Below are 18,174 nucleotides of genomic sequence, written 5' to 3'. Positions count from 1 at the left end.
CCGGCCCCGGCGCGCCCCGCCGAACGCGCCGAACGCGCCGAACGCGCCGAACGCGCCGAACGCGCCGAACGCGCCGAACGCGCCGAACGCGCCGAACGCGCCGACGGCACGGTCCCACCGTCCGTCCACGAAGGGCATCACAATGAGTCACAGTCCAGCCACCGGAGGCACTCATGACCATGATGCTCGTCAAGGGCCGCTACGAGATCAAGAACTTCGAACCGGACGGCGACACCGTCCACTTCCTCCCCGACGACCCCGGCTTCTGGCCCGAGCTGCCCGGTGAGCACAAGGTCAAGCGGAACGCCCACGGCGGCGCCGGCCTCCGGCTGGACGGGATCGACGCACTGGAGACCCACTACCAGGGAGTCGGCCCCGACTTCGTGCACCAGCCGCTCGATCTGGGAGCCCACGCGGCCCGGGACGCCCTGCTGACCTGGCTGGGCTTCACCGACGTCACGCGCGGGGCGGACGAGAAGGTCACCTCCGCCACCCCGGACACCGTCCCCGGCTTCGTCCTCGCCGGCGGCGCCGACACCTACGGCCGCTGCATCGCCCTGGTCGGCCGGGGAACTCCGACGCCGGACGCCAGGAGCGGGACGATGATCAGGGTCGACGTACCGCTCCTCCGCCAGAGCGCCAACCACGAACTGCTCTCCCGCGGCCTGGTCTACCCGACGTTCTACTCGAACCTGCCCCGGGAACTGCGCCTCGACATGGCGGCGACCGCCCGGCAGGCGCAGGCCGCGAAGGCACCCGGCAGCGTCTGGGCCACGGACGTCACCCACAGCGGCGCCGAGATCGAGGACCTGAGCTCGATCACCGACCACCTGGTCATCCTGCCCAAGCTGTTCCGGCGCCTGGCCGACTACCTGCGCCTGTTCGGCCCCTCCCTCGACTCGCTCCCCGCCTACCTGGCCGGCGCGGACGACGAGTTCTTCCTCTCCGAGCAGACGACCTCCACCAGAGGCCTGCACCGCGTGATCGACATCAATGGCGGCACGGTGAAGCTGCGCCCCGGCATCGAGGACATCGTCTTCGTCGAGAAGTGAACGAGAAGTGAACCGGAGGGCCGACGGCAGGTGTGCCGCCGGCATCCTCGGTCCGTGACGCCGCGTTGGCTCGACGCCCTCGTCAGGGTGACTCGTCGGCGAGGCGGTTGCTGCGGTCGATCTCCGCCATGTGTGTCTCGGCCCAGACCCGCAGGGCGGAGAGCGGCTCTTCGAGGGAGAGGCCGAGTTCGGTGAGCCGGTAGTGGACGGCGGGGGGCACGGTGGGCTCCACCCGGCGCGCGACCAGGCCGTCGCGGACGAGGCTCTGCAGGGTGACGGACAGCATCTTCTGGGAGATGCCCGGGAAACGGCGCCGCAGTTCCGCGAAACGGAGCTCGCCCGGCGCCTCCTCGGCCAGCACCTTGACCGCCATCGACGTCCACTTGGTGCCGATCCGGTCGAGCAACTGGCGGGTCGGGCAGAGCGGATCCAGCAGATCGCCCCGCTCACCGGGCCGCCGACCGGGTTCGCCGGGCCTCGATGTGGTCACTCCGGGCTCACCACCTGAAGGAAAAGTGCCGTCTTGGAGGAGTCAGCGTAGTTCCTTAGCGTGACCTGGTCACCATTCCTCACCACCTCTGGAGCCCTCCATGCCCGAGTTGCGGCGCGTCCCCGTCAACGGTGTCGAACTGAACGTCGCCCTCGCCGGATCGGGCCCGGCCGTCCTGCTGCTGCACGGTTTCCCGCACACCTGGGAGGTGTGGACGGACGTCATGGCCGGTCTGTCCGGCCGCTACCGCGTCATCGCCCCGGACCTGCGCGGGTTCGGCGCGAGCAGCGGGACCGCCGCCGGGTACGACGCGGGAACCCTGGCCGAGGACGCCGCGGCGCTTCTCGCCACGCTCGGCGTGGCCTCGGCCGCGGTGGTGGGCATCGACGCGGGTACCGCACCGGCCTTCCTCCTCGCCCTGCGCCGCCCCGGTCTCGTCCGGCGCCTGGTCGTCATGGAGGCCCTTCTGGGCAGGCTGCCCGGCGCCGAGGAGTTCCTCGCCGACGGCCCGCCGTGGTGGTTCGGCTTCCATGCCGCCGCGCCCGGCCTCGCCGAATCCGTACTGGAGGGCCACGAAGCGGCCTACGTCGACTGGTTCCTGCGCTCCGGCACACTCGGCGACGGGGTGCGCCCCGCCCTCCGGGACGCCTTCGTCCGCGCGTACACCGGCCGCCAGGCGCTGAGCCGCGCGTTCTCGTACTACCGGGCGCTGCCCGAGAGCGCGGTACAGGTCGAACAGGCGGTCGCCGCCGCGCGCCTGACGGTGCCGACGATGGCGGTGGGCGCCCGGCCCGTCGGTACGGCGCTGGAGCGCCAGCTCCGCCCGATCACCGACGACCTCACCGGACACGTCGTCGAGGACTGCGGCCACATCATCCCGCTGCACCGCCCCCGCGCCCTGCTCGGGCTGCTGCGTCCGTTCCTGGCCGGTGCGGAGGCGAAAGCAGGGTAACCATGTCCGGGGGCCGGCGTCCGATGCACGCCCCGGCCGAGGTGCCCTTCTCCCGCTCGCGCATCCTCGGCCCCGAACCGGGTCAGGGCTGCCGTGATGTCCCTTCTCCTCCCCCACCGGGCCGGCGGAGGAAGACGGCTCGGCGATCAGCTCCTCGGCTCGCGCCGATGGCCCCAGTCCCCGAGGATCATGCCTGTGGGCACCCAGCGGCAGGGACCTGAGAAGACGGCCGACGGGCACTTCGTCGTGATCGACGGCCGCCGGTGGCGGGCGACGGACCCGTCCCTGCCCGAATCCACGGCCGCTCGTCTACGACACCACCTGATGGCGGCCCGGCGCGCCGTGCGCGGCGCCCTGGCGGCGGGGGACTCGGAGGCGGAGCGCGACGCCCGGTCCCGCGTGCATGCGGCGAAGACGGCCCTCGGGGAACGGGGGACGCCGTGGTGGGAGCAGTCCCCCCGGGAGCGCCGCGAGCGATGGGAGCGGGGCCTCGCGGACCTGGACGCCAGCAGCGAGCGGTGACGGCCCCGGCCACCCGCACCGGCTCTCCGAGCACCGCTCCCACCCGTGCCTGGTCGGGCCGGCCCGACCGGCACAGTGCGATACTCGGGTGGTGGCGAAGGATCCGCAGAAGGTCGACCGGCTCGTCGAGCGGACCATTCTGGCTCTGCTGGAGCGTCGTGGGCCGACCTCGTCGATCTGCCCCTCCGATGCCGCCCGGGCGGCATACGCGGGAGAGGGCGAGGGATGGCGCGCGTTGATGGAGCCGACTCGCCGGGCCGCGTGGCGGCTGGCTTCGGCGGGTGAGGTCGAGGTCACTCAGGCCGGGCGCCCTGTGACGCCCGCCGAGGCCCGTGGCCCGATCCGCATTCGTCGAGCGCGGGGACGAACGACCCGCACCGAGCCGTAGGCCATCCCCGCGGTCCCGATGGTGGTGGCCGGTGAAGAGAGCCGTGCTGTCAGAGCGCGCGCGGGCGGCTGCGGCGCGAGGGCCCCCGCCGGGGGCTCGCCGAGTGCGGCGCGTCGCGCGCAGCACCCCGTCCCCGTGGGCCGCGCCTACGATGGCGGCCATGGCCGATCACGCTGCAGCAGGCGAGTCCCTCATCCGTATCGTCGGAGCGGCCGCCAACAACCTCGCCCAGGTGAGCGTCGACCTGCCGAAGAAGGCGTTGACCGTGGTCACCGGGGTTTCCGGGTCCGGCAAGTCCTCACTCGTGCTGGACACGATCGCCGCCGAGGCACAACGTCTGGTGAACGACTCGTACCCGTCGTTCGTGAGGAACCGCCTTCCCCACATGCCGGCGCCCGAGGTGCAGTCGATGAGCGGTCTGACGTTCACGGTCATCATCGATCAGCGCCGCTTCACCGGAAACGCCCGGTCGACGGTGTCGACGGCTTCCGACCTCGCTCCCCTGCTCAGACTCGTGTTCTCACGGATCGGCGTGCCCTCCGCCGGATACTCGCCGGCCTACTCCTTCAACGATCCGACGGGCATGTGCCCCGCGTGCGAAGGCCTCGGCACTGTCGTCGACATCGATGTCGAGGAGTTGATCGATCCGGAGAAGAACATCGACGAGGGACCTGTTCGATTCAGCCAGTTCCGTCCCGGCGTCTACCGCTGGAAGCGCTTCGCCTACTGCGGCCTGTTCGACCGGGCGAAGCCGCTGAAGGACTACACGCGGGACGAGATGCGGCTGTTCCTCTACGCGGATCAGCTGAAGCTGCCGAATCCGGATCCGCGCTTCCCCAAGACCGCCCGCTTCGACGGCGTCGTCACCCGGATGCGGGACGTGTACGTCAAGAACCGTCCGACCAAGATCTCGCCGCAGGTGCGGGAGGAGCTGGACCGTCTGACGACGCACCGCGTCTGCCATGAGTGCGGCGGAGCGCGCCTGAACGCCGCGGCCCGCGCCAGCCTGATCGAGGGGCGCTCGATCGTCGACTGGTCGGCAATGCCGGTGGCCGAGCTCCGCGAACTCCTGGCGGCGCTGGCGGATCCGCGGGTGGAACCGGCCCTCGACGGGATCCGGCGGACCTTGGACGCACTGCTCTCCGTGGGGCTCGGATACCTCTCGCTCGACCGCGAGTCATCGACCTTGTCCGGCGGCGAGGCACAACGGGTCAAGATCGTCCGACACCTGGGCAGCGCCCTCACCGACATCACCTACGTCTTCGACGAGCCCTCGACGGGCCTGCACCCCGCCGATGTGCAACGTCTCAACCACCTCCTGCTGCGGCTGCGCGACGCCGGCAACACCGTGGTGGTCGTGGAGCACCACCCCCAGGTGATCCGAATCGCCGACCATGTGATCGACATGGGACCGGGGGCGGGCTCACGGGGCGGGCTGGTGCAGTTCGAAGGTACGCCGAAGGCTCTGGCCGGCAGCGACACCGTCACCGGACGGCTGCTCTCGACGCCCCTGCCGCTCGCACGCGCGAACCGCCGGCCGCGAGCCTTCGTCCGCGTGGAGAACGCCTCCGCGCACAACCTCGCCGGCTTCGACGTCGACATTCCGCTCGGCGTCCTCACCGCGGTCACGGGCGTGGCGGGTTCCGGCAAGAGCTCGTTCGCCACCAACGAACTCCCCCGGCAGCACCCCGAGTTCACGGTCGTCGGGCAGGACCCGTTGCGCGGCGGGGTACGGTCGATGCCGCTCAGCATCCTCGGCGTCGCGGACAGCGTGCGCGAGGCGTTCAGTGCCGCCTCCGGGCTCGAACCGGCCTGGTTCAGCTTCAACTCCAAGGGCGCCTGCCCCACTTGCCGGGGCAGGGGCTACATCACCACCGAACTCGCCTTCCTCGACGACGTCGCGACACCCTGCGACGTCTGCGGGGGTGAACGCTTCAACCCCGCCGCCATGAAGGTCCAGCTCGACGGCCGGACGATCGCCGACGTGCTGAGAATGCCGGCGGGCCCCGTGGCGGACCTCTTCGCGGACCGCTCCGACATCGTGCGGACGATGGGCTGGATCGAACGCGTCGGGCTCGGCTACGCCGCCGTCGGACAGTCGCTCGACACCCTCTCCGGCGGCGAGAAGCAACGCCTCCTGCTGGCCCGGCACCTCAGCAGCTCGCCCGGCTTCGCCGAGGAGCGGATCGTCCTGGACGAACCGACGACCGGTCTGCACCCCAGCGACGTCGAACGGCTCGACCTGCTGTTCGCCGACCTCGTGGACGCCGGTGCGACGCTGGTGGTCGTGGAGCACAACCTGCGCGTCGTCGCCCAGGCCGACCATGTGATCGACATCGGCCCCGGAGCCGGGACGGACGGCGGCCGCCTGCTCTTCGCCGGCCCGCCCGCCGAACTGCTGCGCCGGACAGACTCCCTCACCGGGCGCGCGCTGGCGGCGGCCACCGAACAGCGGGCTACCGGGGCCGCGTCCCGCGGCACGGCCGGAGCCACCGCCCCCGGGTGACGCGACGCGGCCGTTCCTGAGTACCGCGGGTTCGGCGGGGCGGCACGGCGCGGGCCGCACGGCAGCGACGGCCGATCCGCCGCTACCGCGCCGTCGCCTCCTCGGAAGCAGCAGACCTGGCAGCGGCGGTCAGACACCGACCGGGACGCGCACCACGAGCGCCTCACCCACCCGGTTGTGGCGCTCCTCCCAGGTCTCCAGCGCCGTCCGGCAGGCGTGGTCGAGGTGGCGCAGGCCGGTCAGGTCCAGGTGGACGGTCCGGCCGGCGGGCAGTCGCTCCAGCGTGTCCAGGAGCCGGGGCAGGCGGAGGAAGGTCGCGTTGCCGGCCAGTGTCACCCCGACCGTTCCGTCCCCGCGCTCGTCGACCTCCACGTGCAGGTGCGAGGTGTCCCAGGCGCTCTTCAGCACGGAGAGCAGCAGGCCGAGCAGCACCCCCTCGAAGAGGTTGGTCACCACGACGGCGACCGCCGTGGCCATCAGGATCAAGGCCTCCCCGCGGTGCGTCCGCCACAGCGGAACGAGCGCCTTCGCCGGCACGAGCTTGGCCCCGGCGTGCACCAGGACCCCGGCCAGCGCGGCGAGCGGGATGACCGACAGCGCGGCGGGGAACAGCGCGGCGAACAGCAGCAGCCAGAGGCCGTGCAGCACGCGGGAGGCCTTGGTCCGCGCCCCGGCCTGGACGTTGGCGGCGCTGCGCACGATGACGGCGGTCATCGGGAGCGCGCCGAGAGCGCCGCAGACCGTGTTGCCGACCCCCTGGGCGATCAACTCCCGGTCGTAGTGGGTGCGCGGGCCGCCGTGCAGGCGGTCCACCGCCGCGGCGCTGAACAGGCTCTCCGCCGAGGCGATCAGGGCGAACGCGAGCACGGTGCCGAGGACGCCGACATCGCCGAGCGCCGCCAGGTCCGCGCCGCCAGGGAGGTCGATCACCCCGGCCAGACCGGCGACCTCGACCTTGCCGACGGAGAGGTCGAACAGCGCGGTTGCGGCGGTGGCCGCGGCGACGGCGGCCAGCGGCGCGGGCACCGCCCGGACCCGGGCGGGCAGCCGGGGCCAGAGCACCAGAACGGCTATGGTGCCGATGCCGATCGCGGCGGCGGTGAGCGCCCGCGTCGAGGTCACGGTGTCGAGGACCAGGCCGGGAAGGCCCGCCAGCTTGTCGAGTCCGCTCCTGGGCGCTTTCGCGTCGGCCAGCGCGTAGAGCTGCCCGGAGATCAGCACCAAGCCGATGCCCGCCAGCATGCCCTGGACGACCGAGACCGAGATGGCGCGGAACAGGCGCCCCAGCCGCAGCGCGCCCATGCCGATCTGGAGCAGTCCGGCGGCCGCGGTGATCACGCCGAGGGTGGCGAGCCCGTGTTCCTGCACGGCCGCGAACACCAGGACGGTGAGGCCGGCGGCGGGGCCGGACACCTGGAGGCTGCTGCCCGGCAGCAGCCCGGTGAGAAGCCCGCCGACGATGCCGGTGAGCAGGCCGAGTTCGGCCGGGACGCCGGAGGCGACGGCCACACCGACGCAGAGCGGCAGCGCGACCAGGAAGACGACGAGGGAGGCGGCCAGGTCTGCCCGCAGGTCGGCGGGCCGGAGGGCGGGACGACGGATCATCAGGTCCTCGGTTCGATGGAGTGGACGGAGGGCAGGCGGCCGGTCACAGCGGGAGGAAGAGCCCGGAGTCGGCCCGGTGCGCGAGCACCAGCCCGGTGTGGACCTCGTAGAACCAGCCGTGGATCCGGACCCGGCCGTCGACCAGTCGCCGTGCGATGCCCGGGTAGCCGCGCAGCTGTTCCAGCTGGGCGAGGACGTGCCGTTGCACGGGCCCGGCCACGGTCGGGTCGAAGACGTCCGTCCCGTCGGCCCGCAGAACGCCGCGGTCGGCGTTGCCCAGCCAGGAGCGGACGGCGGGCGCCAGGCTGAGGTCGTCGCCGCGCACCACCGCGCCGACGGCCCCGCAGTGCGAGTGGCCGCACACCACGACGTCGCGCACGCCGAGGACGTCCACGGCGTATTCGATGGTGGCGGTCTCACCGGAGGCGGAGTCCGCACGGTAGGGCGGGACGATGTTGCCCGCGGTGCGGAGTTCGAAGAGGTCGCCGGGCGCGGCCCCGGTGATCAGGGCCGGCACCACCCGGGAGTCGGAGCAGGTGATGAAGAGCGCCTGCGGCGACTGACCGGTGGCGAGGCCGTCGAGTTCGCGGCCGGCCCGGCCGGCGCGCTCGGGGAAGGCGCGGGCACGGTCGATCAACGGTTCCATGAGGGCATGCCTCCTTCTGCCTCCCGCCACGGACGGCGGGCGGGCGATCGGGATCGGGCAGGGGACGTTCGGCCCAGGCCCCGGGCCCGGACCGGCCGTCGGGCACGGCGGAGCCGCACGGCCGGTGACCTTCGGTGATCCCCCGATGACCTGATGCATCGTCAAGCGCTAGTAAAGCACGGCCATGAAGAAGGTAAAGCCCGCATCTGGGAGGAAAGTGCGCCGGTCCGGTTAACATCTTGTTACCGCGTCGTGCCGGAGCGGTACGGGGCGCGGGCGGCGCGCCTGGCGCCGCGCCGGCGCTCCGGCGCGCACCTCGTCCGTCGCGCACCTCGTCCGCCGCGCACGGATGGTCACGAATAGGTAACCGGTCTGAATCCAAGTTCGAGAGTTGTTCACGCAGCCGTGCGTTGGGTGAGGCCGGGGGATCGCCGTGCGGCTCCACACTCTTCGGCGGGCGGCCGCCCCGAGCACGTGTTCCCCCCGGCCGTCCCGTCCCGCACCTCCCCCCATCTCCCCATCTCCCCAAGGGAGTTCCTGTGCACATGTCCCGTTCCGTCCGGGCCGCCCTCGCCACGGTCACGCTCACCGCGGCACTGCTGCCGCTCACCGGCGTCCAGGCCTCGGCCGCCACCGGCCCGTACAAGGGCCTGCCGAACGGCACCAGGACGGCCAAGACCCTGGTGATCGGCGTCGACGGCACCCGGTACGACAAGCTGCTGACCGCCGACGCGCCCGCCATCAAGGCGCTGATGGCCTCGGGCCTCACCGCGACCGGCAACCTCTACGCCAGCCCGTCGGCGCCGACGCTCTCCGGGCCGGGCTGGTCCACCATCGCCACCGGCGTCTGGCCGGACAGGCACGGCGTCAAGGACAACACCTTCGCCGGCTCCCGCTTCGACCTCTACCCGGACTTCGCCACCCGGCTGGAGACTGCCTCGCCCAGCGCCTCCACCCTGGTCGCCGCCTCCTGGAACCCGATCGCCGACAACGTCTTCCACGGCACGGCGGACCTGCGGATCGACGAGAGCGAGAACGACGTCAAGACCGCCTCGGACGCCGCCGACTACCTCACCAACGGGAACCCCGACACCACCTTCCTCCACTTCGACGAGGTCGACGAGGCGGGCCACAGCTACGGCGGCACCAGCTCCCAGTACGCCGCCGCGATCCACTCGGTCGACGCGCTGGTCGGGCAGGTCGTCCAGGCGGTGCGCAACCGCGCGACCTACGCCTCCGAGGACTGGCTGATCATCGTCACCACCGACCACGGCCACACCGACGCCGGCGGCCACGGCGGGAACAGCGCCGTCGAGCGCCAGACCTTCCAGATCGTCAACGGAGCCGGCTACGCCGCCGGTTCGACCCGCTTCGACGTCAAGCCGGTCGACATCGCGCCCACCGTCCTCAAGCACGAGGGTGTCGCCCTCCAGCCGGCCTGGCAGCTGGACGGCAAGCCGATCGACGAGATCGTCCCCGACGCCTTCGACGCCCTGCGCCCCGGCCTGCAGACCCGGGTGGACGAGACCGGCATCCCCGCCACCACCAAGGGCTGGACCCACACCCCGCCGTCCGGCTGGACCATCGACAACTCCCGGATGCCCAGCGGCGGCATCACCGAGTGGCGGGGCTGGGCCTTCGCCACGGACGAGTTCTGGACGGCGGCCCAGCTCGGCCAGTCCCGGGAGACCAACGTCCGGGCCCGCAACGTCTTCGCGGTCGCCGACTCCGACGAGTGGGACGACAAGTCGCACGGCGCCGGGCAGTTCGACTCCACGCTGATCAGCCCGGCGTTCCCGGTCAGCGGCACCCGGGCCACCGTCTCCTTCGCCACCGACTACAAGGTCGACGGCCCGCAGACCGGCGACCTGTACGTCGTCTTCGGCACCGGCACCCCGCAGCTGGTGAAGTCCTACCGCAGTGACCTCAACACCTTCGAGAAGCTCCAGGTCACCGTCCCGGCCGGCGCGACCACGGCACAGCTCCAGTTCCGCTACACCGGCACCAACAGCGCGTTCTGGACGGTCGACCAGGTCTCCGTCACCTCCTGACGCACCACCCGCCCGGGACACGTCGGCCCGGAGCAGCGGGCCGCCACGGCGGAGGGCGGTGGCGGGAGCAGCGACACCTCCCGCCACCGCCCTCCCGCCACCGCCCTCCGGCCTACCGTCGTGGGCTCCGGCCGCCGGGGCGCCCGTCACGCCCCTCACCCGCCTGCCGTAACACGGCCGCCAGGGCCCGGGTCGTGGTGTCGCGACGCGGTCGCGCCGGCGGCGCCGCCGCCCGACCGGCTCGGGACGGTGCGGGCGGGACCGGCCGGTGGGCCGCCCCGCCCGCACCGTGTCGGACGACGGTCAGGTCAGTGCCGGCCCGCCTTGCGGCGGCGCATGACCAGGACGGAGCCCGCCCCGACCAGCACGACGGCGGCGAGCAGGGTCAGGCCGACGTTCGCGCCGGTCGAGGCCAGGTGGTCCGAACCACTCGCCGCCACCGACTCCGAGGGCGAAGCCGAGAGCGAGGGCGACTCGCCCGCGGTCACGCCGGAGGTCGAACCCGTCGAGGGGGCGACCGTCGCGGTGGGGCTGGAGGAGGCCTTGCCGGTGGGCGACGCGGAGACGGAAGCGGTCGTCGTGGCGCCCGGCGAGGTGGAGACGCTCGGCGAGGTGGAGGCCGACGGGGTGGTCGAGGCCGACGGAGTGGTGGGGGCGGACGGCGCGGGCGTGGACGGCGTCGGGCTCGCGGTGGCACGCACCGCCGGGCAGGTGTGCGAGAGGTTGAACCACTTCACCTCGCCGCCCGTCACCTCCGCGCTGGCCGAGGTCAGCTTGGCGCCCGGGGCGGATCCGACATAGGCGTGCTTGCCCGTCGGCGGCCCGAACACGGTCACCACCTGCGGCGCGCCGTTGTCGAAGGAGACCGTGAGCTTGACGAAGTCCGTCGAGTTCCCCGGGAGGACGAAGTGCCAGCCGTCCTGGTCGGCCCCGATCGACCCGCACTTCGCCTCGTGCTCGCCGAAGCCGGCGGCCGTGACGGGAAGGTCCTGGTGGACGGGGACGGTGTAGGTGCCGGCGGTGGCGAAGGCCGAAGGCGCGGTGGGGAGGATCAGGAGGCCGGCGGCCGCCGCCGTGAGAACGGCGCGGGTAGTGAGGGAAGCGCGCATGGTCACCATTCGCTGTCAGAGGTGGTCGCAGAGGGGACGCCGACCGGTCCGACCGGACCGGTCACGGTCGTCTCATGTCCCTCAGCGCCGTCGCCGTCCGGCGCGTCACACCCCGGACGTAACAGTTCGGACACCCCTGTGCGCCAACCGCGGCATCGCCCCCGACCACGTGGCGCCACCGACCACCGGGGGCACCGACAGCCGGACAGCCGGACAGCCGGACAGCCGAACCCTCCGGCGCGATGCGAGGGGCCGGTGGGTGAGCTGCCCCCTGCCGAGGGCCGTGCCTCAGGGGGCCGTCCGCTCGGCCGGTTCCTCCAGACCGAGCACGGCCAGGAGCAGCTGCTCGTCCTCCAGGTCGCGGGCGTAGGCGGAGACGACCTCGCGGGCCCGGTCCGCGACCGTCCCGTCCGGGGGCCGGGCCACCCGTTCCAGCGAGCCGCCGAGTGTGGAGAGGTCACGATTCACGGCTGACACTGCTACCTCCTCGTTGCCTTGTTCGGAAGCCGACCGCCCACGCTACTGCGGCCGGCCGGCGCGGGCACGTCCGGCCGCGTCGCCCCCGCACCCCGGCGCCGAGCGGAACGGACGGTCCCCGCCCCGCCCCCTCGGCGGGACCCGGACCCGGCCGGCCGGGGGACGGCGCGAACCAGGGCGCACGAGGGCGAAGGCGATCCACTCGGATGACAGCATGTGTCCGCACGATGACTGGATGTCACGTTCAATGGGTAGTCCACGAACAGTCAAGCGAGGAGAAGCCGGATGAAGGGCACGACCCGGATGAACAGCACGACCCCCCGCACGGCGCTCCGCCTCGCGGCCGCCGCCCTGACGATCGCCGCCGCGACCGCCTTCACGCCCAGCACCACCGCGCGGGCCGACCAGGCCGCCACCGCGTGCGCCCCCTCCCCCACCTACCACCTGCAAGCGCTCAACCGCTACGGCGACTGGGAGCGCGCCGCGGAGGTGGACGCCTCGATCAACGCGTGCGCCTTCACGCCCGCCAACGAGTGGACGTTCGACGTCGCCCAGGCCGCACCGAACCGCGGCTACGGTCTGGCCGGCTGGAGGATCCGCGCCTGGTTCCAGAACCAGGACCAGACGCCCGACTACCGCACCGTCGTCCTGAAGATCCGCGTCGACCACTGCTACCCCAGCGGCACGTGCGCGAACGACCTCGCCGCGTTCGACGTGAAGCACCGGCTCTTCCGCGACTCCTACACCCGGCAGGTCATCACCGACACCTCCACCGAGGTGATCGGCGACCCCCGCGGGTGGCGCATCGACCCCCGCTCCTGAGCCCCGGACTCCCAGAACAGGAATCGAGGCAACGATGCGCTCGGACCGCCCCACCCACCGCCGGCCCCGCCGGCGCGGCGCCGTGACCGCCCTCGTCACGGCGCTGCTGACGCTGGCCACCGCCGTCGCCGTCACCCCCGCCCGCGCGGCGGGCGCCGGCGACGCCGCCGCACGCCGGGACTACGTCCTGCTGGCCCCCGCCCACGTCCCCCTCACCGAACCCGGCCACGAACAGCCCCTCGACCGGCTCCTCGGGCGCATCCGCGCCATGGAGCCCGGTCCCCACGAGAACCACGCTCCCCGCACCGCCCAGCGCTCCGGCCAGGACGACCTGCCCGCCTACGAGTGCCGCGAGCAGGACGCCGCCTTCCACGACCAGGGGTACGGCAAATCGCGGTTCGTCACCTGCCAGGCCTTCCACCTCCACCCCACCCACGTCACCTGCTGGTGGATCTTCTGCTCCGTCACCGGCAGCGCGGACGCCGAGATGACCGACGTCCAGTACGGCCACAACGTCCGCCGCGAGGTCGACGTCGTCCAGGTCCTCGACAACTGGCGGCTCGAAGGCGACATCGCCGAGGTACCGCTCAGCGTCGACGTCACCTGTACCGCCCGGCCCGGGTTCGGCCCCTGCGTCGTCGACAGCGGCTTCGGCGGCCCCTACGTCCAGCCGATCGGGCTGTGGGCCGCCGAGGGCTCGATCACCAGCCGCTACTACTCCTTCCGTCAGGACTCCGCCGGCGGCATCGGCAGCGCCCTCATCAGCTACGCCGACCTCGCCGCGCACGTCTCGGTCATCGGCGAGGGCGCGGCCAACCCCTACGACGGCCCCAACAGCGGCATCCGCTGCGACTCCGCCTCCTACCTCGTCGGCACCGCCTCCGGTGAGGGCTGCGTCTTCCCCTGGGTCACCGAGACCCTGCACCTCCACCGCGCCGACCACCCCGAGTCCGCCGACCACATCGTCACCGCCCAGTACCACCCGGACCAGACCGTCCCCGACGCGCCGAACAAGCAGATCCCCGGCGCCCCCGGCGCGGCCCCGCTGCACCGCGTCGCCGACCAGAACGCCATCGACGCGCACCGCGTCGTCGCCGTCGCCGCCTGCCTGAAGTACTTCCCCGACTACGCCCACGAAGGCCTGGACTGTGACGAGTACCCCTTCGCGTCGACCCTCGAAGGCGCCGACGACAACCTCAAGAACTACAGCGTCGAGCCCATCCACGACTGGGACAACCGCGGCTCCGGCGGCCGGCTCAGCGGCTTCTACCAGAACCGGCGCATCCTCGGCAGCGACTTCACCAATGACCCGTTCCACGTCCAGATCGACCCCTGACCCGCTCGTGGACCCCCGCGCCGACCGGCCCCCGGCCGCCCCCGCCGCCGAACTCGCCACCGAACTCGCCGCCGAGGTGCGCGCGGAGAACCACCTCTTCCACCTCGTCGACACCGCCGCCCCGCCCAGCGGCGACGCCGACGACCGGCCGCCCACCCCGGGCCCCGGCCGGCTCGCGACCACCGCGGGCGGCACCGTCACCTTCAACAGCGCCCTGTCCGACCACTACCCCCACGTCACCCTCCAGTACTGGACGGCCCGGCCCCCGGCCCCGCCCGGCCACTGGCCCCAGCACATCCGGCTCACCGTCGACCTCGAAGGCGGCCGCCTCGCCCTCACCTCCGGTGTCTCCCACCTCCCGGCCGCCGCCGCGCTGCCGCTCCCACCCGGCCGCTACACGCTCGCCGCCCACCGCGGCGCCCTCCACCCCACCCCGTCCCTCCTCCCCCACCGGGCCGAGCACTGGCTGCTCCAGCTGTGGCCCCACCGGCACCCGTGATGATTCTCGTGGGCACCCGCCCGGGCGGCTCGCGGCAGCCGGGGGCCGTCCGGTGGACACCGGGACCGGTGACCGGCGACCCGAGGCGCGACGCCGCTCCGCAGTGCGAGCAAGTCGACACGTCGGGTTATATCGTCCCTCCATGAGCGATCGTCAGTCGGGGCCGGGCCGGGCGCACCTGAGGGGCCCCGGCGGTGTTCTCACGGAGACGGCCCCGGTGCGAGTGCCGCAGCGGCGGGGGCCGTCCGACGGTTCCGCGTGGTCAGGGGCCGGGCCGGATGAGGCGACCGGCGCCCGGGCGGCCCGCCGCGGCCGGCCGGGCGGCCGTGGATCCGTGCGACCGGGAGCCCGACGGTGACCGCCGACGCCCTGGTGATCTTCGGCATCACCGGCGACCTCGCGCACAAGATGACCTTCCGATCGCTCTACCGCCTGGAGGCGGCCGGCCTCCTGGACTGCCCGATCATCGGCGTGGCCCTGGAGGACTGGTCGCACGACCACCTGGTCGCCTCCCTGCGCGAGGCCCTGCGGACAGCCGGTGAGGAGGTGGCGGCCGGGCCGCTGGAACGGCTGGCCCGACGGCTCTCCTACCTGCGGGGCGACTTCACCGACCCGGCCACCTACCAGGCGCTGGGCGCGCTGCTGGAGGGCGCCGCCAGGCCGCTCTTCTACCTGGAGATCCCGCCCTCGCTGTTCGGCCCGGTCGTGGAGGCGCTGGCGGCGGCGGGCCTCACCACGCACGCCACGGTGATGCTGGAGAAGCCCTTCGGCCATGACCTGGCCTCCGCCAGGGCCCTCAACGCACGGCTGCACCGGGTGCTGCCCGAGGACCGCATCCTGCGCATCGACCACTTCCTCGGCAAGCAGCCCGTGCTGGACATCCAGTTCCTGCGGTTCGCCAACTCGCTGCTCGAACCGGTCTGGAACCGCGACCACGTGGCGGCCGTGCAGATCACCATGGCCGAGGACTTCGGGGTGGAGGACCGGGGAGCGTTCTACGACCCGGTCGGCGCGCTGCGCGACGTGGTCCAGAACCACCTCCTCCAGGTGCTCGCCCTGGTCGCGATGGAGGCGCCGGTCGGCCCCGGCCCGGACGCGCTGTGGGACCGGAGGGTCGATGTCTTCCGCGCGACGGCGGACGTCGATCCGGCGCACTGCCTGCGCGGCCAGTACGAGGGCTACCTCGACGTACCCGGCGTCAAGTCCGGCTCGGTGACCGAGACCTACGTCGAACTCGGCCTGGAGGTGGACAACTGGCGATGGAGCGGAGTGCCCTTCTCCATCAGGGCCGGCAAGGCCCTGGCCGCCAGGGCCACCGAGGTACGGGTGGTCTTCAAGCGCCCGCCCCGGCTCGCGTTCCTGGACCAGCCCGCGCACCCCGACGCCAACGAACTCGTCCTGCGGATCGACCCGGACCCGGCGCTGCGGCTGGGCATGCTCTCGAAGGAGGCATCCGGCCGCTCGGCCCGGAGCGTCCACCTCAGCCTGTCGTTCGCCGCCGAACTCGGCAGGCCGCCCGAACCCTACGAGCGGCTCCTCAACGACGCGCTGACCGGGGACCGTTCGCTGTTCACCCGGCAGGACGTCGTGGAGGAGACCTGGCGGGTGATCCAGCCCCTGGTGGACCACCCGCCCGCGCCGGTGCCGTACGCGCGCGGGACGTGGGGACCCACCCCGGGCCTCGGCCGCACCACCTGGCGGCCGCCCTGGCTCCCCGGCCCCCACCCGTAGGTTCACCACGCGCCGCACCGCCGGCCGGCCGGTCGGCGGTGCGGCGCGTCCGCACTGCGGTCCGTCAGAGGATCTCGATGGACTTCACCAGCGGCGGACGGTTCGGGAACGTGATGTCGGTCCACCGGTTGATCCGGACCGAGTCGCCGTTGGCGTCGTAGTAGATCAGGTCGTTGTTCCCGGTGGAGATCCGGTCGACCCACCAGCTGCCGAAGTCGGTGCGGCCCCCGTTCGCGTAGCAGTCCACGCTCTGGCGCCCGTCGAGGTGCGACCAGATCTTCAGGAAGTTCTCGCCTCCCCGGCACTCGACGTGGTCGATGGCGTACGCGCTGGACGGCACCGCCACCGTCAACGCGGCCGCCGCGGCGAAGGTGGCGACCGCGGCACTCACGAGCTTCCTCGTTTTCGAGATCACGAATTCTCCTCGGACGAATCGAAAACCGAATCGGATACGTACAACATGACCGACCTCCGGTTGAGTCGTACTCGACCCAGCATTGGGGCGACCGGCGGCGTGGTCAATGACGGCTGTGACGAACTGACCGCGTATCGGTCACATCCATCCGGCTTTCCTCGTACCGGACGGGGCCGCTGGGACCGCTGGGCCATGAGTGGTGATGGTCGGCGCGCCAGGGCCGCCACCCGCGCGACCGGTACTCGCGCCGATCCTTCCCGCCCCGACCTGGGGAAACGGGAGCGTCGCCCGCCGGCCGGACCGGGCGGTGGGACGCGGGGCCGCGGCGACCGCTCGGCGGATGAGTGGAACCCGCCACCGCCCGTCCGCACATGAGGCGTTCCGCAGACGTACGACCTATCCTTCGTTTCCTCGCCACGAAGCCATGCCACGGAACAGCAGGAGCACCGGACGGAAACGGACCGTCGAATTCCCGGAATCGGCATTTTCCCGTCGGCCGCCCCCGCGGACCGGCTCGTCCGGCGGCCGGGCCGGCCGGGAGCACCGCCCAGGGGACTTGGGCTCGGCGCCGCCGCGGTGAACCGGGAGAATCCGAACGGGACCTCCGTCCGGGTCCGCGGCCTCGCCCCCGGCCGGCCCTCCAGCCGCGAGGGCTGCCACCGTCCCTGACCCCCCGGGCGCGCGGCGAGAGGCTCCGGCGCGCGGATGTCAGTGCCCACCGGTAGGTTCTGCGGTGGTCCCGAGAAGACCAGGTCGGCCCCGGCAGGGCACTGCCGGGGCCTGCTGATCTTCGGGTCGGGTGTCCCCGGGGGCGGCGCCCGCTACGTGGTCGAGCAGGTGCCGCGGGCCCGGGTGGAGGCGGTCCGGACGGACTCGCGGCGACTCTTCGACGCGCCACGGGCCGGGTGTCGGGCGAGGACCGTGCACGGCTGCCGGCTCCGGGGCGGTCGATCAGGCACGTGCGCGCCCTGCAGTCATCTGACGGATGCCGCCCGGGTGACTGCGCCGGGACAGTGGAGGCGTTCCGCACACCAGCACACCCGAGGAGTCATCACCATGAGGAAACCGTCGAACGGGCTCGCCAGGACGGCTGGCGCCCTGGGCCTCGCCGTCGCCGCGCTGACCGGCCTGTCGGCCGCCCCGGCGTCGGCGGGCACCGCCGCCACGGCCGGCTGCACCAAGTACTACTCCAATGAGAACATCCAGGTCCAGGTCGACAACTGCTCGTCCGGCTGGGTGTGGCTGTACGCCGCCGACCCCGGCACCTACTTCAAGGCCACCGTCGTCGTGACCGACTCGTTCGGACACGTGCAGCCGGAACTGGCCGTCGACCGGGGCAAGTCCACCGCGAAGAAGTTCGAGCAGGTCCACAGCTTCCACCTCTGCGGCACCAAGTACCTCAGCTGGGCTCCCCCGACCTGGAAGACCTACTGCACCAACGAGATCTACGTGTGACGGGCCGACCGCCCCTGCCGTGGCCCGGGCCCGGGCCACGGGGGGGGCGGAGCGCCCGACGGAACAACTCCTCCCCCTACGGCCGCTGGTGCCGCACCAGATAGTATAAATTTTCAAC

General features: G+C 72.7%; 17 protein-coding genes. 11 read left to right on the top strand and 6 right to left on the bottom strand.

All coding sequences use genetic code 11. The annotated features are described in order from the left end of the window. The first annotated feature begins 173 nt into the window (after positions 1-173). A complete protein-coding gene (locus tag ABZ497_RS34735; protein ID WP_359811619.1) occupies positions 174-1,052 on the top strand; it encodes a nuclease in 879 nt (292 codons plus the stop codon). A gap of 82 nt (positions 1,053-1,134) precedes the next feature. Here the strand turns inward: ABZ497_RS34735 and ABZ497_RS34730 are convergent, their stop codons facing one another. Then, positions 1,135-1,542: a helix-turn-helix domain-containing protein gene (locus ABZ497_RS34730; protein WP_359811616.1), complete on the bottom strand. Its 408-nt coding sequence runs from the start codon at positions 1,540-1,542 to the stop codon at positions 1,135-1,137. Between the two features lie 100 nt (positions 1,543-1,642). Between ABZ497_RS34730 and ABZ497_RS34725 the strand changes: the two genes are divergently transcribed. From ABZ497_RS34725 to ABZ497_RS34710, 4 genes are all read left to right on the top strand, one after another. After that, positions 1,643-2,494, top strand: coding sequence for an alpha/beta fold hydrolase (locus ABZ497_RS34725; RefSeq protein WP_359811613.1), 852 nt, complete (start codon positions 1,643-1,645; stop codon positions 2,492-2,494). 189 nt (positions 2,495-2,683) lie between these two features. Next, entirely contained in the window at positions 2,684-3,016 is a 333-nt protein-coding gene (locus ABZ497_RS34720) for a hypothetical protein (RefSeq protein WP_359811610.1), read from the top strand. Between the two features lie 91 nt (positions 3,017-3,107). Next, positions 3,108-3,404: a DUF3253 domain-containing protein gene (locus ABZ497_RS34715; protein WP_359811608.1), complete on the top strand. Its 297-nt coding sequence runs from the start codon at positions 3,108-3,110 to the stop codon at positions 3,402-3,404. A gap of 160 nt (positions 3,405-3,564) precedes the next feature. Continuing rightward, positions 3,565-5,910, top strand: a complete 2,346-nt coding sequence (locus ABZ497_RS34710; protein ID WP_359811606.1) for an excinuclease ABC subunit UvrA — start codon at positions 3,565-3,567, stop codon at positions 5,908-5,910. A gap of 129 nt (positions 5,911-6,039) precedes the next feature. On the opposite strand, the gene ABZ497_RS34705 is transcribed toward ABZ497_RS34710, so the two are convergent. Then, on the bottom strand, positions 6,040-7,515 hold the full coding sequence (locus ABZ497_RS34705; protein ID WP_359811603.1) for a SulP family inorganic anion transporter: 1,476 nt from the start codon (positions 7,513-7,515) through the stop codon (positions 6,040-6,042). A 43-nt stretch (positions 7,516-7,558) separates the two neighbouring features. After that, positions 7,559-8,161 carry a carbonic anhydrase gene (locus tag ABZ497_RS34700; RefSeq protein ID WP_359811600.1) on the bottom strand — a complete coding sequence of 201 codons (603 nt, stop codon included), beginning with the start codon at positions 8,159-8,161 and terminating at the stop codon, positions 7,559-7,561. 545 nt (positions 8,162-8,706) lie between these two features. On the opposite strand from ABZ497_RS34700, the gene ABZ497_RS34695 reads away from it, so the two are divergent. Further along, positions 8,707-10,212, top strand: coding sequence for an alkaline phosphatase family protein (locus tag ABZ497_RS34695; protein ID WP_359811597.1), 1,506 nt, complete (start codon positions 8,707-8,709; stop codon positions 10,210-10,212). Positions 10,213-10,520: 308 nt separating this feature from the next. On the opposite strand, the gene ABZ497_RS34690 is transcribed toward ABZ497_RS34695, so the two are convergent. Both ABZ497_RS34690 and ABZ497_RS34685 read right to left on the bottom strand, forming a co-directional pair. After that, entirely contained in the window at positions 10,521-11,321 is an 801-nt protein-coding gene (locus ABZ497_RS34690) for an LPXTG cell wall anchor domain-containing protein (RefSeq protein ID WP_359811594.1), read from the bottom strand. 288 nt (positions 11,322-11,609) lie between these two features. After that, positions 11,610-11,798, bottom strand: a complete 189-nt coding sequence (locus ABZ497_RS34685) for a hypothetical protein (protein WP_329485184.1) — start codon at positions 11,796-11,798, stop codon at positions 11,610-11,612. 285 nt (positions 11,799-12,083) lie between these two features. Between ABZ497_RS34685 and ABZ497_RS34680 the strand changes: the two genes are divergently transcribed. From ABZ497_RS34680 to ABZ497_RS34665, 4 genes are all read left to right on the top strand, one after another. Next, complete coding sequence (locus ABZ497_RS34680; RefSeq protein ID WP_329485186.1) at positions 12,084-12,620, top strand: hypothetical protein; 537 nt, start codon at positions 12,084-12,086, stop codon at positions 12,618-12,620. 34 nt (positions 12,621-12,654) lie between these two features. Then, positions 12,655-13,956, top strand: coding sequence for a NucA/NucB deoxyribonuclease domain-containing protein (locus ABZ497_RS34675; protein ID WP_359811591.1), 1,302 nt, complete (start codon positions 12,655-12,657; stop codon positions 13,954-13,956). Further along, complete coding sequence (locus tag ABZ497_RS34670; RefSeq protein WP_359811588.1) at positions 13,925-14,455, top strand: hypothetical protein; 531 nt, start codon at positions 13,925-13,927, stop codon at positions 14,453-14,455. The genes ABZ497_RS34675 and ABZ497_RS34670 overlap by 32 nt, the downstream gene beginning before the upstream one ends. Positions 14,456-14,809: 354 nt before the next feature. After that, on the top strand, positions 14,810-16,186 hold the full coding sequence (locus ABZ497_RS34665) for a glucose-6-phosphate dehydrogenase (RefSeq protein ID WP_359811585.1): 1,377 nt from the start codon (positions 14,810-14,812) through the stop codon (positions 16,184-16,186). Between the two features lie 64 nt (positions 16,187-16,250). Here ABZ497_RS34665 and ABZ497_RS34660 read toward each other — a convergent pair whose 3' ends face one another. Next, entirely contained in the window at positions 16,251-16,601 is a 351-nt protein-coding gene (locus ABZ497_RS34660; RefSeq protein WP_359811583.1) for a beta/gamma crystallin domain-containing protein, read from the bottom strand. Between the two features lie 1,056 nt (positions 16,602-17,657). Here ABZ497_RS34660 and ABZ497_RS34655 point away from each other — a divergent pair. Continuing rightward, positions 17,658-18,056 (top strand): hypothetical protein, encoded by a 399-nt coding sequence (locus ABZ497_RS34655; protein ID WP_359811580.1) that lies wholly within the window; start codon positions 17,658-17,660, stop codon positions 18,054-18,056. The last annotated feature ends 118 nt before the right edge of the window (positions 18,057-18,174 follow it).

This window comes from Kitasatospora sp. NPDC005751, from assembly GCF_040630835.1.
Taxonomy (GTDB): domain Bacteria; phylum Actinomycetota; class Actinomycetes; order Streptomycetales; family Streptomycetaceae; genus Kitasatospora.
The sequence above is the reverse complement of the archived record's forward strand: the minus strand, read 5'-3'. Positions and strand labels throughout refer to the sequence as shown.

Bases quoted from the DNA above. Each gene is read 5' to 3' on its own strand.
- ABZ497_RS34670 (WP_359811588.1), top strand. From the start codon at position 13,925: ATGACCCGTTCCACGTCCAGATCGACCCCTGACCCGCTCGTGGACCCC.
- ABZ497_RS34720 (WP_359811610.1), top strand. From the start codon at position 2,684: ATGCCTGTGGGCACCCAGCGGCAGGGACCTGAGAAGACGGCCGACGGG.
- ABZ497_RS34700 (WP_359811600.1), bottom strand. From the start codon at position 8,161: ATGGAACCGTTGATCGACCGTGCCCGCGCCTTCCCCGAGCGCGCCGGC.
- ABZ497_RS34725 (WP_359811613.1), top strand. From the start codon at position 1,643: ATGCCCGAGTTGCGGCGCGTCCCCGTCAACGGTGTCGAACTGAACGTC.
- ABZ497_RS34695 (WP_359811597.1), top strand. From the start codon at position 8,707: ATGTCCCGTTCCGTCCGGGCCGCCCTCGCCACGGTCACGCTCACCGCG.
- ABZ497_RS34705 (WP_359811603.1), bottom strand. From the start codon at position 7,515: ATGATCCGTCGTCCCGCCCTCCGGCCCGCCGACCTGCGGGCAGACCTG.
- ABZ497_RS34690 (WP_359811594.1), bottom strand. From the start codon at position 11,321: ATGCGCGCTTCCCTCACTACCCGCGCCGTTCTCACGGCGGCGGCCGCC.
- ABZ497_RS34710 (WP_359811606.1), top strand. From the start codon at position 3,565: ATGGCCGATCACGCTGCAGCAGGCGAGTCCCTCATCCGTATCGTCGGA.
- ABZ497_RS34675 (WP_359811591.1), top strand. From the start codon at position 12,655: ATGCGCTCGGACCGCCCCACCCACCGCCGGCCCCGCCGGCGCGGCGCC.
- ABZ497_RS34655 (WP_359811580.1), top strand. From the start codon at position 17,658: ATGAGGAAACCGTCGAACGGGCTCGCCAGGACGGCTGGCGCCCTGGGC.
- ABZ497_RS34735 (WP_359811619.1), top strand. From the start codon at position 174: ATGACCATGATGCTCGTCAAGGGCCGCTACGAGATCAAGAACTTCGAA.
- ABZ497_RS34680 (WP_329485186.1), top strand. From the start codon at position 12,084: ATGAAGGGCACGACCCGGATGAACAGCACGACCCCCCGCACGGCGCTC.